The following is a 14434-nucleotide window of genomic DNA, read 5'->3' as shown; positions in this document are numbered from 1 at the left end:
AATACCAGCGCCAAAGCGCTGGTGAGGTTTGGAATTTACCATGAGTGAATTTAAAAACATTTTACAGCTAGATAAACAAAGCCAAGCGGCTATGTTAGCTGATGCTAATGGTTTGCTAGCGAATATGAGCGCAGAACAGCGTGTTGCATGGGCGCTTGATAACTTGCCTAATACGGCTTTTTTATCATCTAGCTTTGGTATTCAAGCGGCAGTAATGCTGCATTTAATGACCTCACAACGTCCAGATATTCCCGTTGTATTAACCGATACAGGCTATTTATTTCCTGAAACGTATCAGTTTATTGAACAAATGAGTGAGCGTTTATCACTTAACTTAAAGGTGTATAGAGCGCAGCTAAGCCCAGCATGGCAAGAAGCTAAGTTTGGCAAGTTGTGGGAGCAAGGCGAGGACGGCATTAAGCAATATAACCAGCTTAATAAAGTTGAGCCGATGACCCGCGCACTTAAAGAGATCGAAGCGGGCACGTGGTTTAGTGGTTTGCGTCGCGATCAATCATCTACACGTGCTGATAAACAGTTTGTAGAAATAAGCCGTGGTACCGTTAAAGTGTACCCGATTATTGAATGGTCTAACCGCGACGTGTATCAGTACCTGACTAAGCATGATTTACCTTACCACCCATTATGGGAACAAGGTTATGTATCGATGGGTGACGTACATACAACACGTAAGTTAGAACCAGGAATGACAGAGGAAGAAACTCGCTTTTTTGGCTTAAACCGAGAATGCGGACTGCACATGGATGGTGACGGTATTTAACGTCACTACGATGTAGTTAAATCGCAAATAAAAACGCAGCTTCGGCTGCGTTTTTATTTTCTTTTATTCGGGTACAAAAAATTGCCTAATTAAGTATTTTTTATTAGACTCAAGGCATTAAAGGATTAATTAAAGCAGGAACGCTATGAAATACTTTACCTACTTAGCTATATCAATCATGGCTATTGCAGTCATCTCTTTGTTTTATTTAAAAAAGCCCGATGGTCAAACATGGCTTTCTGCATCATCAATTAGCAGTGAATCTCAGCAAATTAAAGAAAAAATGGTCGCGCTATCTAGCAATACTTTGGACCAAGCAGTGTTGGGCGTTAAGCAAGCTGGCGATAAAATTGCGAGCAGTATTTCTGATGAACCAATTGCTGCAAATGCTACCTCAAGTGGTAAAATTTTTAAGTGGCAAGACGAAACAGGCCAATGGCACTTTTCTGATACACCTAACCCGCATGTAAAAAGTATTGAAGTAAAACTCGATCCTAAAGATATTACAGTTATTGCTGCAGAAGACACGTCTATTTTAAATACCTCTTCAACTCCAAACACAATATCGGCTGCACCAGAGGGGATCAGTATTTTGAACCCAGATTCGGTTAAAAAGCTATTTAATGACGCCGAAAATGTAAAAGACAAACTAGAAAAACGTAATAAAGAAATTAATAATTTAAGTGCACTTTAATTATTTAGAGTGAGTGCTTTTATGGTTTTTTAAATAACGTTTTTCGGCTTCCATCAATAATACTGTTAAATATATTTTAGTGGGAAGCGACAGCAGCACGCCTACAGCAATGCATGCCGCCGCTGTAATTATTCCTTTAATACCATGCTCGACAGTAAAGTAGTTCGACACAATTAAAGTATGGCCAGTCACGATAAGGCACAACCCAAGCATTATTGTTGTTTTAAGCAGCCTAATTATCATTGTTTGCGACATAGTTACCTCAGTAGGCACGCTTTAAATGTTTAGCATTGATTTAAGACAACAAACAACACATATAAAAAAGCCCAGCTTATTACTAAACTGGGCTTTTAGATGTATTAACTACTGTCTTTGTTAGTCGAGCATATTACGCAGTACATATTGTAAAATGCCGCCGTGTTTGTAGTAATCCCACTCTTTAGGGGTATCAATACGTACGTCTGCACTCAAGGTTACTTTTTTACCTTCGGCATTTGTGGCAATAACGGTAACTTCATCGGTTTTATCGTACAGGCCATCAATATCAAATTGTTCTTGCCCTGTTAACCCGTGTGACTCGTAGCTTTCACCTTCTTTAAATTGCAGCGGTAATACACCCATACCAATTAAGTTAGAGCGATGAATACGTTCGTAGCTTTGTGCTACAACGGCTTTAACGCCTAATAAAAGTGAGCCTTTAGCAGCCCAGTCACGAGATGAACCCGTGCCATATTCTTTGCCCGCTAAAATAATGAGTGGAGTATTATTTTTTTGATACTCCATTGCTGCATCATAAATGCTCTCTAGCGTATCGCCAGGCTGAGTACGTGTTACTCCGCCTTCAGTACCAGGAGCTAGTAAGTTTTTAAGACGCACATTAGCGAACGTTCCACGCATCATTACTTCGTGATTACCACGGCGTGAGCCGTACGAGTTAAATTGCGCTTTATCTACACCTTTCTCTTGCAAGTATAAGCCTGCTGGCGCTTCTGCTTTAATAGCACCCGCTGGAGAAATATGGTCAGTGGTTACTGAATCCCCAAGTTTAGCTAAACAACGTGCACCTTCGATAGAAGGAATTCCCGGTGGTTCTACTTTCATACCATCAAAAAAGGGTGCTTTTTTAATGTAGGTAGATGCATCATCCCAATCGTAAAGTTTGCCATCCGGTATTTTAATTTGCTGCCAACGGCTATCGCCTTCGTAAACGTTAGCGTAGCTTTTTTCAAACATTTCTTTAGTTACGGTTTCTTTAACTAAGTCACTTACTTCTTTAACGCTTGGCCAAATGTTTTTAAGGTAAATATCGTTACCGTTAGCATCTTGAGCAAGGGGTTCGTTGTATACGTCAATATCGGTTCTACCTGCAATGGCATAAGCTACGACAAGCGGAGGAGAGGCTAAAAAGTTCATTTTAACATCTTGGTGAATACGCCCTTCAAAGTTACGGTTACCCGATAAAATAGAGCTCACTACTAATTTATGTTTTTGAATCGCGTCTGATATTTCAGTTGCAAGTGGCCCTGAATTACCAATACACGTGGTACAGCCGTAGCCAACTAAGTTAAAGCCTAGGCTTTCTAGGTCGTCCATCAGGCCTGCTTTTTCTAGGTAGTCGGTAACTACTTTTGAGCCTGGAGCAAGTGATGTTTTAACCCAAGGTTTTACATTAATGCCTAACTGTTTCGCTTTTTTAGCAACCAAACCAGCAGCTAAAATAACACTTGGATTAGAGGTGTTGGTACAGCTGGTAATTGCGGCAATAACACAAGCGCCATCGTTTAGCTCAAACTCTTGGCCTTTAAATTTAACCTTAGCGGCACCCATAAACTGCGCTTCGTTAACTGGCTCATCTGGATTTGTTGTTGGGCCTTCACTTTCAATACGAGCTTGTTCTTCATCGCTTTTATCGCGACGAGCCATACGCTCATCTTGAAAGCCTTTTAAATGCTCGCCAATTACTTCACCCGCTTTATTTAGGGCAATTCTATCTTGTGGACGTTTAGGGCCTGCAAGGCTTGGTACAACATCGTCTAATTTAAGTTCGAGTGTATCGGTGTAGCTTGCTTCGTCGCCATCATTACGCCATAAACCTTGGTGTTTAGCATAATCTTCAATTACCTTTAGGTGTTTTTCGTCGCGGTTTGTTAAGCGAAGGTAGTTAATGGTTTCATCATCAATCGGGAAAATACCACACGTAGCGCCGTATTCTGGTGCCATATTCGCTATGGTTGCTCTATCGGCAAGTGGTAGGTCGGCAAGGCCGTCACCATAAAACTCTACAAATTTACCCACTACACCATGGTTACGCAGTATTTCGGTTACTGTTAATACTAAATCGGTTGCGGTTGTACCTTCAGGTAATCTGCCGCTTAGCTTCATACCGACTACTTGTGGAATCAATAAACTAATTGGCTGACCAAGCATAGCCGCTTCGGCTTCAATACCGCCTACGCCCCAACCAAGTACACCTAAGCCATTAATCATGGTTGTATGAGAGTCGGTACCTACGAGAGTGTCTGGGTAAGCGAATTTTTTGCCATCGCGCTCTTCATTAAAAACAACACGGGCTAAATACTCTAAATTCACTTGGTGAACAATACCGGTTGCTGGTGGCACTACTTTTAAATTATCAAAAGCGGTTTGTCCCCAGCGTAAAAATTCGTAACGTTCTTTATTTCGGTCATATTCAAGCTTGGCATTTAAATCAAATGCACCATCATTACCATAACCATCTACTTGTACCGAATGGTCAATCACAAGTTCAGCAGGCGATAACGGGTTTATTTTTGCAGGATCTCCACCTAGCTTTTCCATTGCGTCACGCATCGCGGCTAAATCTACAATAGCGGGTACGCCGGTAAAATCTTGCATAACAACACGGGCGGGAGTAAAGGCAACTTCAGATGCAGGCTTTGCTTGAGGGTCCCAATTAAGAAGGGCTTGAATGTCTTGTTCTTTTATATTTACGCCATCTTCGTTACGAAGAAGGTTTTCAAGTAGTACTTTTAAGGAAAAGGGCAATCGTTTCGCTTTGTCGCCAAGTCCTTTTAGAGAATGAATATGATATTGCTCACCATTTATTGTGAGCTGATGTTGGGTATCGAAACTATTATTCATTATTTGCCCCTTTATGAATTATAAAAATGTTTTGAAGAGTGACCTCTGTAGTGTTCGAGTTGCAAAGTACATACCAGTGTAAAAAATCGCGTTTAGAGAACGAATTTTATACAGTTATTATAGTAGAGACGATGCTGAAAAATTTAATTTCAAGAGATGATTTAAAAGAAGAGATAGGGTCAAAAGTTATTTCGACCCTTATTAATTACTGTAACCAACCTTGTTGCTTACCTTTAATACTCAAGCAAAGTAAAGCGATGGCAATAATGATTACAAAAATAGGCATAAATACCGCACTTGCGCCAAGTAGCTCAATACTATTTATGACCACAAAATTATAATATTGCTGAATTAAAATAGCGCCGAGCGATAGCGAAAAAGTAGGTGTTGCCAGCGCGTTTTTAGCAAGTAAAAACAGACAACCCAAAGTGCTTCCAAATACAGCTACAGCAAATGCAATGGTTGACCAAAGAGGGATGTCAGAGTAGGCAGCTTGTTGATCTAACGGAAGTTTACCTATCATTTCGGGTGTCATCATCATGTGCATAGCAAATGCAATAACGCCAAGTAAGTTCCATACGAGTGCCGCCCATACAACGGGTTTAAACCAATTTTTAGGTGTGTTTACAGACATTTTATAACCTTGTTTTATTATTATTAACGAGGTTATTAAAGAGTAAAAAGGCCAACTATACAAGTTGGCCTTTTTATATAAAAAGAGTGCTTTTAAATGCTTAACCAAATGAAATAGGACGACGACCTGTTTTATCATCTACTTTTGGTTTTTTAGTTCGCTTACGCTTACTTTTAGCTGGTTGATTTGTTGGTTGTGGTGCAGCTTGCTTTGACTCTGCTTGAGTTTGTACCGCAGGTTTTTCTACAGGGATTGCATCTTCACTTAGTGAGAGTTTAAAAAACTCACCATCAAACTCTAGTACATCACCACTGTATAATTTTTTCCGTTTAATTGTACAAATTTCATGGTTAACACCCACATAGCCTTCAGTAATTAGGTTTTTAGCTTGGCCGCCACCTTCAACTAAGTTTAGTACTTTTAATAATTTACAGAGCTCAATCGGCTCTTCTTCTAATTCTATTTCTATGTATTCTTCGTTCATATTTGCTCTCGGTGGGGTAACGCACAAGCTGTAGTATAAAGGCTTGCAGCTACTTTTGCACCAAAGCAAGTAACTTTAGCTAATTGTAATAGGGAAATAACGACGAAAGTTTTTATGTATTTTATCTGTCTTTAAAAAAACTGAAGCAATTGAAGAGTAATCTTTGCAGCAGTTAATTTTACGTATGGCCTGCTAATTGCTAAAACTTTGGCGGAATAAATATTTTTCATTAAATGGAGTAGGAAATGGGCGTAAGATTAGCAATGAAAAAAGAGCTAATGGGATTAGATAATTCAGGTATGTTAACTGCTGACGATGTTAGAGAGCACCTTGCTAATTCTGTAAAAAAGCAAGCTGATCAAGGTGAGCGCGGTTTTTCTGTAATTTCAAAATTCAATGATACCCATAGCCGTTTAGTTAGTGGTGATGCCACGAGAAAAACAAAACTTGAATTTGAACGTCATCGTTTATTTAAAGAAGTTTTATATACTCGCAAAAGTGTTGATGCTTGGTTAGATAGCCAAACAAATTAAATTGCGATAAATAGTTACCTTTAATAGACTACAATTGTAATCAAAAAGGGGTAACTATGAAAAGTGGAATTTTAATATGTGTGTTGGCATTACTATTAGCTGCGTGCCAACAACCTACCGTGTATGTATTTAGTGAAAACTTGCAAGATGAACAGCGCAACCAGCTCGATGCTGCGCTAAAAGCACAATCGCTCCCTTATGAATATGTAGAGCTGGCAATCCCACCTGATTTTGGTGAAGCCACATTACTCTTATCAAGTGATAAGATTTATCCTAAAGAAACTGAGCAACTTGCGGCTATAATGCAAGAGCTAGGTTACAAGCCACAAGTTAACTACACGACTCGTTCAAATCACTTTTATGGTGATGGCAATATAGGCTTTTATTTAAAGAATATAGTGGCGGGTACTACCTTTGTTATGCCTAAAAAGTTACGAACAACTCAATGCAGCGAAGAGAAGTACAATGATTTACTTGTCACATTTACAGATAAATATGCTGACTTTAGTTTACCCAGTGGCGCTGTTGTAAGGTTAGGTTGGGAGTTTTTATACGGTTACGTTGTTATTTATTATAAAACCTATTCGCAAACATATCGTCATTCACAGCCGTTTGTAAATACCCCCTTTGGTGCCAAGCCCTCAGATACTTACACTTTTACTGCGCACGTTAATAAGCCCAGTTGGCTTGATTGCTCATTGCAAATTGTTTATATGGATTGAACTAACCGTGAGTTTCTATATGCTCGCTTAATTTGGCAATGCGCAGGCTCATACCTTCAATAATTCGGTCTTTAATTTTTTCGCGGATAACATTAGGTAAGCGGGTGAGTGCTTCAGGGGTAATGGCAAGTACTATGGTGTCGGTTTTAGCGCGAGCACTGGTACTGCGCTCTCGGTTATTTATAAAGGCACCTTCACCTATAAATTCACCGGGCTCTATAGTGCCAAGTTCTAGTAAATGGTTATGCTTAAATACTAATAATGCGCCGCTAAGTACAATGTACAAGCGCTTGTCGTTATCGTATTGCTTAAATAAAAATTGATGCTGACTTACTAAATATAACAGGCCGAACGACTCCAATAAGACTTGGCGCTCGCTGAGCGTAAATTCTTTAAAAAAGTGCAGCCTGTTTATAATTTCCATTTGTTTGAATAATGGAATATGTTCGATTAGCTTCATCAATAACCAAATGTGTTAAAAGCGTTTAATCAGCTAATATTGCGCTCTTTTAATTTTCGGGTCAACGTGTTGCGTCCCCAACCAATTTTTATAGCAGCATCTTGTTTATGACCAGAGCAATTAGCCAGGGCTGTTTTTATTAAGCGAGTTTCTAGTTGAGCTTGAATGTCAGGCCAAATATTTTCTTTGCCTTTTTTTAGCTCTTGATTAAGCCATTGTTGGAATGCATCGAGCCAATCACCTTCTTCTTGGGTTGGTGAAGCATCCAGAATCTCCGGCGGTAAATCTTGCTCGCTTACAAGCTCACCCGGTGCCATAACTGTCAGCCAGCGACAGGTGTTTTCTAACTGGCGTACATTACCTGGCCAATTAAATAAACGTAGTTGCTCAGTCGCTTTAGGGCTCAGTACTTTACTTTCTACTTGTAGCTCTTTAGCGCTTTTATGTAAAAAGTGTTGCGATAAGCTTTCTATATCTTCAGTACGCTCTCGAAGAGCGGGTAAACGTAGGCGCACAACATTAAGACGATGAAATAAATCATCCCTAAACTTGCCTTGTTTAACTAAATCTTCAAGGTTTTGGTGCGTAGCTGCAATAATGCGTACGTCCACTTTTATACTTTGATGGCCACCAACGCGATAAAACTCACCATCGGCAAGAACGCGTAATAAACGTGTTTGCACATCAAGTGGCATATCACCAATTTCATCTAAAAATAGTGTACCGCCATTGGCTTGCTCAAAGCGGCCTTTACGTACGCTATCGGCGCCCGTAAACGCGCCTTTTTCGTGGCCAAATAACTCTGACTCAACAAGCTCTTTTGGAATGGCCGCCATGTTAAGTGCAATAAATTGATTTTCTTTACGTGGGCTATGGTTGTGCAGGGCGCTGGCGACAAGCTCTTTACCTGTGCCAGATTCACCATTTATTAATACGCTCATGCTAGAGGCCGATAGTTTACCTATCGCTCTAAACACTTCTTGCATAGCGGGTGCTTCACCAATAATGTGGGCACTTTTTGGTGGAGCTTGCTTTCGCTTAGTTTTTTTAGTGGAGTTTGCTCTGCATGCGCTCTCGACTAGCGCCACTGCTTCGTTTAAATCAAACGGCTTAGCTAGGTATTCAAAAGCACCTTTTTGGAATGCATTAACTGCAGAGTCCAAATCTGAGTGGGCAGTCATTATAATAACTGGCAGCCCAGGGTTTTGCTCTGCTATAAGCTCAAGCAACGCCATGCCATCCATACCAGGCATTCGTACGTCCGAAACTAAAACAGTAGGTTGACTAAACTTTAATGCGCTTAATACATCTTGCGCATTAGCAAAGCTTTCTGCGTTAAACCCTGCACGGGTTAGTGCTTTTTCAAGTACAAATCGAATAGAAGCATCATCATCTACAAGCCAAACTGTTTTCATGCAAACTCCAAACATTAATCTGCAAAGGGCAGATAGATATTAAATTCAGTATGTCCAGGCCAGCTATCACATTCTATATAGCCATCATGTTGATCTATCAGCGTTTGCGCTATTGAGAGTCCTAACCCTGAGCCATCTTCTTTATTGGTGATCATAGGGTAGAACAGTGTTTCACGTACACTGGGATCAATACCTGGTCCGTTATCAGATATTTGGATCAACAAGGCTTTTTTAGGTGCTTTACCTGGGCGACGATGTTGATGATTAATGCGGGTTTTTATTGTTATTTCACCGCCATCTACAAGCGCCTGCTGAGCATTTCGAACAATGTTTAATACTACTTGCTGAATTTTACCTTGATCAATGTATACATCAGGAATGCTTGGGTCGTAATCCTTAACCAAGCTAATGTTAGAACAATTATCTAACGTACTTAGTCGTGCAACTGATTCAAGTGATTGATGTATATTGCCATACGATTTTTGCGGAAGCTGATTTGGCCCTAAAAGCCTATCTACTAATTCGCGTAATCGGTCAGCTTGCTCAATGATAAGTTCAGCACATTGGTCTCTTTCTTGTTGATCAACCTCATACTGCAATAACTGCGCCGCTCCGCGAATTCCACCTAAAGGATTTTTAATTTCGTGAGCTAAGCCTCTAATTAGATTTCGGGCTGCTTGGTATTGATGCATTTGATTAGACGCTTGGTCGTGCTTAATTTCGTCATCAGTTTGGCGCCACTCAAATAAAATATAAAGTGAGCCATCAAACTTAATTTGTCGTGTACTTACGGCTACTTTTGCATGGCGAGAATCGCTAAAAACCACGTCAGCTCTGTGCTGCTGGCAATCTACACCTTCAACTAATGAGTATTGTTCTATACGCTGCAAATCGATTGAATGGTAATTAAAAAGACTATCGAAAGGCTGTTCTAATAGGCGCTTGTTACCAAGGCCAAGCAGTTCGTTAGTACTGGTATTGGCATAGACAACGGTGAAGTTTTTATCAAGCAACATGATAGCGGTTGTTTGATTTTGCCAAATAGCATCGAGTAGCTCAGGGCTAAAGTTTTTATTATTAATCATAGCTGCACCATTTTAGTGCGTGGATATTTACAAGCAAGTTATATAGTAAAATACACTGCTGCACGTTTAGTAATGCCCCAATTTAGTTACTTAGGTTTAGCCCTTTTCGGTGCATAAAAAATATGCAGGGCTCACTTATAGCAATAACTTGGTTTTTACTATTAAAAAGCTTTAATTGTAGTGTGTGCTCACCACGTTCTACATCTCTTATTGCAAAGGTTGAACTGTCACTGGCTGGGCCATGTGCTTTGCCATCAATAAAAAGTTGTATAGTAAAACCAGTTTCAAAGCGTGGTTTTATTCGGCTAGTAACATAAACAGTGCCGGTATTTTCACGAATAGTCTGGTTATGATCAGGTGAGGAAATGGCAATACTAAAGGCCGCTTGTTGGGGCTGGGGTTGCTCGTCAAAAATGTCAGTATTTGTTGCAGGCATATTAAGATCTTGGCTGGTAAGCTTTACCTCTTTAGCACCTTTATGAGGGGTGTCAGAGAACACTAATACGCCATTTTTATCTTTCCAAGCGTATATCTTTGTTTCACCAGCGTAACCATAATTGCTTAATCCTAAAGCAATTAATAGTAATAAAATCTTGTTGTTCACTCTGCAGCCCTGCATTTTTGTCGGTAACTTAACTTTAGTGGAGATTGATTAATTTTACCATTAAAAAAGCCCGCAAAGCGGGCTTGAGAACACACATATTTTATACAGCTAAATTAACAGCTGTAGTACATTTCAAACTCAACTGGGTGAGTTGTCATGTTAAGCTTTTCAACTTCTTTAGATTTAAGTTCGATGTAAGCATCGATTAAGTCGTCAGTGAATACACCACCTTGAGTTAAGAATTCACGGTCTGCGCTAAGTGCAGATAGTGCTTCGTCAAGTGATGCTGCAACAGTTGGGATTTCTGCTGCTTCTTCAGCTGGTAAGTCATATAAATCTTTATCCATAGCATCGCCAGGGTGGATCTTGTTTTTGATACCATCAAGGCCAGCCATAAGCATTGCTGAGAAAGCAAGGTATGGGTTAGCTGTTGGATCTGGGAAGCGTACTTCAATACGACGACCTTTTTCAGATGGAACCACTGGGATACGGATTGATGCAGAACGGTTACGTGCAGAGTATGCAAGCATAACTGGTGCTTCAAACCCTGGTACTAAACGTTTGTACGAGTTAGTAGAGGCATTTGCAAAAGCGTTAATTGCTTTAGCATGCTTGATGATACCGCCAATGTAGTAAAGCGCATCTTCAGAAAGGCCGCCGTACTTATCACCAGCAAAAAGGTTTACACCATCTTTAGCAAGTGACTGGTGACAATGCATACCAGAACCGTTATCACCAACAACTGGCTTAGGCATAAACGTTGCTGTTTTACCGTATAAGTGAGCCATGTTATGGATAACATATTTCATTTCTTGAATTTCATCCGCTTTTAATACCATTGTATTAAAGCGAGTAGCAATCTCGTTTTGACCTGCTGTTGCAACTTCGTGGTGATGTGCTTCTACTACTTGGCCCATTTCTTCTAGAACTAGACACGTAGCTGAACGCCAATCTTGGAAGTCATCAACAGGAGCAACTGGGAAGTAACCGCCTTTAATACCTGGACGGTGACCTGTGTTGCCATCTGCATATTCTTTATCTGAGTTCCAAGCAGCTTGCTTAGAGTCAATTTTGTACATAGAACCAGACATATCTGATTTGTATTTAACGTCGTCAAATACGAAAAACTCTGGCTCAGGGCCAAATAAAACTGTATCTGCAATACCTGTAGAGCGCATGTAATCTTCAGCACGCTTAGCAACAGAACGCGGGTCGCGCTCATAACCTTGAAGCGTAGAAGGCTCTACTACGTCACAACGTACGATTAATGTTGATTCTTCAGTGAAAGGGTCTAGTTTGATTGAGTCAGCAACTGGCATTAATACCATGTCTGATTCGTTTATGCCTTTCCAGCCTGCAATTGAAGAACCGTCAAACATTTTACCGTCTTCAAAAAAGTCTTCATCAACTTGGTGATGAGGAATAGATACATGTTGTTCTTTACCCTTAGTGTCAGTAAAGCGTAAATCAATGAACTTAACGTCATTTTCTTTAATAAAATCTAAAACCGATTGTGACATGTGTCCTCCAACTATTGGGTTTTGTTATTGCTGCATAATTGCTTTGGGATTTACTAAGCTGATTTTGTGCCATTTTTATAACTAGCTGTTTATAAATTAAAAAAATATCGTTGCATCAAAATGGAATGTACAAACGCACTATATTGGTGCGTAAATTTTCCTTTTTGGTGCAAAATTTACAGGGCACAATTTGCTGCTAATTTAATCGCTCGGAAATAGCATAACCTAAATGCAAAAGAGTACCAAAAAGATCAGCAAAATAGCCAAAAAGGCTGTTTTTCAAAAAAAATTTGAAATTTAATTCATATAATTGTCATATATAAAACAGATACTTAGTAAAAGTATTGAGAAAGTTTTGAAATTTATATTGGATAAACTTTCATCCATGTCATTAATGAGGGATAATATGCGCCCTTTTAAATCCTATGCTGGGACATCTCGCGAAAGCGTGGATGAGTGCGTAGATCTTGCAGGATCAATGAGAATTTAATTTCTCTGAGTAAATATATGAGCATCGAACAGTTAAGAAATATAGCGATTATCGCGCACGTTGACCATGGTAAAACAACACTGGTTGACAAACTACTTGAGCAATCAGGTACATTAGAAACACGCGGCGGTAACGAAGAGCGCGTGATGGACTCAAACGACATTGAGAAAGAACGTGGTATTACCATTTTGGCTAAAAACACAGCCATTTCTTGGAATGACTACCATATCAATATCGTAGATACCCCGGGACACGCCGATTTCGGTGGTGAAGTTGAACGCGTACTTTCGATGGCTGACTCAGTATTATTACTTGTTGATGCTCAAGAAGGTCCAATGCCGCAAACGCGTTTCGTTACGCAAAAAGCATTCGCGCAAGGCTTAAAGCCAATCGTCGTTATCAATAAAATTGATAAGCCAGGCGCTCGTCCAGATTGGGTTATGGATCAAATCTTTGATTTATTCGACAACCTTGGCGCGACTGACGAACAGTTAGACTTTAAAGTAATCTACGCTTCAGCAATCAACGGTTGGGCAACACTAGATTTAGACGAACCATCAGACAACATGGAACCTATGTTCAAGATGATCGTTGAAGAAGTATCACCACCGGATGCAGATCCTGAAGGTGACTTCCAAATGCAAATTTCTCAACTAGATTACAACTCTTATGTTGGTGTAGTTGGTATTGGTCGTATTAAACGTGGTTCTGTTGCTCCTAACCAACAAGTTACTATTATCAGTGCTGATGGCACTACACGTAATGGTAAAATTGGTGCAGTACAAAGCTACCTAGGTCTTGAGCGTATCGAAACTGATAGAGCTTACGCTGGTAACATCGTAACTGTAACAGGTATTGGTGAGCTTAAGATTTCTGATACAGTTTGTTTCCCAGGAAACGTTGAAGCATTACCACCACTAAGTGTTGATGAGCCAACTGTAACAATGACATTCTCTGTAAATAACTCACCTTTCTGTGGTAAAGAAGGTAAGTTTGTAACGTCACGTAATATCCGTGAGCGTTTAGACAAAGAATTAGTACACAACGTAGCACTTCGCGTTGAAGATACTGCTAGCCCAGATAGCTTCCGTGTTTCTGGTCGTGGTGAATTACACCTAGGTATCTTAATCGAAAACATGCGTCGTGAAGGTTACGAGCTTTCAGTTTCTCGTCCAGAAGTTATCTTACGTACTGTAGATGGCGTTCTAGAAGAACCGTTTGAAACAGTGACTATTGACTGTCAAGAAGAGCATCAAGGTTCTGTTATGGAACAAGTTGGCCTACGTAAAGGTGAACTTACTAACATGACTCCAGATGGCAAAGGCCGTATGCGTTTAGACTTCATGATCCCAAGCCGTGGTTTAATTGGTTTCCAAACTGATTTCATGACGCTTACTTCGGGTTCTGGTCTTATGTACCATACGTTCGATCATTATGGTCCTCATAAAGGTGGCGCTATCGGTGTTCGTAAGAACGGCGTAATGATTGCAAACGCAACTGGTAAAGCACTTACTAACGCATTATTTAACTTACAAGAGCGCGGCCGTTTATTCATCGGTCACGGTGTTGAAGTATACGAAGGTATGGTTATCGGTATTCATAACCGTGATAACGACCTTACAGTTAACGCCCTTAAAGGCAAGCAGTTAACTAACGTACGTGCATCTGGTACTGATGAAGCGCAAACGCTTTCTCCACACCTTAACTACTCACTTGAGCAAGCGCTTGAGTTCATCGATGATGACGAGCTAGTTGAAGTTACTCCACTAAACATTCGTATCCGTAAGAAACACCTTACAGAAAACGAACGTAAACGTGCGGGTCGTGCACCTAAGTCATAATCTATTAATTTAGAATAATGATTTTAAAAGCCGCTGTATTGAAAAACACAG

At 40.1% G+C, this 14434-nt stretch carries 14 protein-coding genes; 5 read left to right on the top strand and 9 right to left on the bottom strand.

Translation table 11 applies throughout. The features are described 5' to 3' along the window. The first annotated feature begins 40 nt into the window (after nucleotides 1–40). Nucleotides 41–781: a phosphoadenylyl-sulfate reductase gene (locus tag H5161_RS12285; protein WP_002961106.1), complete on the top strand. Its 741-nt coding sequence runs from the start codon at nucleotides 41–43 to the stop codon at nucleotides 779–781. Between the two features lie 145 nt (nucleotides 782–926). Continuing rightward, a complete protein-coding gene (locus H5161_RS12280) occupies nucleotides 927–1475 on the top strand; it encodes a DUF4124 domain-containing protein (RefSeq protein WP_182693504.1) in 549 nt (182 codons plus the stop codon). On the opposite strand, the gene H5161_RS12275 is transcribed toward H5161_RS12280, so the two are convergent. The 4 genes from H5161_RS12275 to H5161_RS12260 all read right to left on the bottom strand — a co-directional run bounded on the left by H5161_RS12275 (nucleotide 1476) and on the right by H5161_RS12260 (nucleotide 5713). Continuing rightward, a complete protein-coding gene (locus tag H5161_RS12275) occupies nucleotides 1476–1730 on the bottom strand; it encodes a hypothetical protein (protein ID WP_182769413.1) in 255 nt (84 codons plus the stop codon). Between the two features lie 120 nt (nucleotides 1731–1850). Then, entirely contained in the window at nucleotides 1851–4595 is a 2745-nt protein-coding gene (gene acnA, locus H5161_RS12270; RefSeq protein ID WP_182769412.1) for an aconitate hydratase AcnA, read from the bottom strand. Between the two features lie 205 nt (nucleotides 4596–4800). Further along, nucleotides 4801–5229: a hypothetical protein gene (locus H5161_RS12265; protein WP_154903739.1), complete on the bottom strand. Its 429-nt coding sequence runs from the start codon at nucleotides 5227–5229 to the stop codon at nucleotides 4801–4803. 100 nt (nucleotides 5230–5329) lie between these two features. Continuing rightward, on the bottom strand, nucleotides 5330–5713 hold the full coding sequence (locus H5161_RS12260; RefSeq protein WP_182769411.1) for an RNA-binding S4 domain-containing protein: 384 nt from the start codon (nucleotides 5711–5713) through the stop codon (nucleotides 5330–5332). Nucleotides 5714–5958: 245 nt separating this feature from the next. On the opposite strand from H5161_RS12260, the gene H5161_RS12255 reads away from it, so the two are divergent. Together H5161_RS12255 and H5161_RS12250 are read left to right on the top strand one after the other, a co-directional pair. Next, nucleotides 5959–6246, top strand: a complete 288-nt coding sequence (locus tag H5161_RS12255; RefSeq protein WP_154903741.1) for a hypothetical protein — start codon at nucleotides 5959–5961, stop codon at nucleotides 6244–6246. A 56-nt stretch (nucleotides 6247–6302) separates the two neighbouring features. Beyond that, nucleotides 6303–6968 carry a hypothetical protein gene (locus H5161_RS12250; protein ID WP_154903742.1) on the top strand — a complete coding sequence of 222 codons (666 nt, stop codon included), beginning with the start codon at nucleotides 6303–6305 and terminating at the stop codon, nucleotides 6966–6968. 1 nt (nucleotide 6969) lies between these two features. Here the strand turns inward: H5161_RS12250 and H5161_RS12245 are convergent, their stop codons facing one another. The 5 genes from H5161_RS12245 to glnA all read right to left on the bottom strand — a co-directional run bounded on the left by H5161_RS12245 (nucleotide 6970) and on the right by glnA (nucleotide 12052). Beyond that, nucleotides 6970–7428, bottom strand: coding sequence for a cyclic nucleotide-binding domain-containing protein (locus H5161_RS12245; RefSeq protein WP_002961116.1), 459 nt, complete (start codon nucleotides 7426–7428; stop codon nucleotides 6970–6972). Nucleotides 7429–7457: 29 nt separating this feature from the next. Continuing rightward, nucleotides 7458–8843, bottom strand: a complete 1386-nt coding sequence (gene ntrC / locus H5161_RS12240; RefSeq protein WP_002961117.1) for a nitrogen regulation protein NR(I) — start codon at nucleotides 8841–8843, stop codon at nucleotides 7458–7460. 14 nt (nucleotides 8844–8857) lie between these two features. Continuing rightward, nucleotides 8858–9928: a nitrogen regulation protein NR(II) gene (gene glnL, locus H5161_RS12235; RefSeq protein ID WP_182769410.1), complete on the bottom strand. Its 1071-nt coding sequence runs from the start codon at nucleotides 9926–9928 to the stop codon at nucleotides 8858–8860. Nucleotides 9929–10010: 82 nt separating this feature from the next. Then, complete coding sequence (locus H5161_RS12230) at nucleotides 10011–10532, bottom strand: DUF4124 domain-containing protein (RefSeq protein ID WP_182671859.1); 522 nt, start codon at nucleotides 10530–10532, stop codon at nucleotides 10011–10013. 113 nt (nucleotides 10533–10645) lie between these two features. Beyond that, nucleotides 10646–12052, bottom strand: a complete 1407-nt coding sequence (gene glnA / locus H5161_RS12225; RefSeq protein ID WP_182692919.1) for a glutamate--ammonia ligase — start codon at nucleotides 12050–12052, stop codon at nucleotides 10646–10648. 507 nt (nucleotides 12053–12559) lie between these two features. Between glnA and typA the strand changes: the two genes are divergently transcribed. Next, a complete protein-coding gene (gene typA, locus H5161_RS12220; RefSeq protein ID WP_002961123.1) occupies nucleotides 12560–14383 on the top strand; it encodes a translational GTPase TypA in 1824 nt (607 codons plus the stop codon). Nucleotides 14384–14434: the final 51 nt, after the last annotated feature.

Origin of the sequence: Pseudoalteromonas sp. SG43-5, from assembly GCF_014164345.1 — a bacterium.
Lineage (GTDB): Bacteria > Pseudomonadota > Gammaproteobacteria > Enterobacterales > Alteromonadaceae > Pseudoalteromonas > Pseudoalteromonas distincta.
The sequence above is the reverse complement of the archived record's forward strand: the minus strand, read 5'-3'. Positions and strand labels throughout refer to the sequence as shown.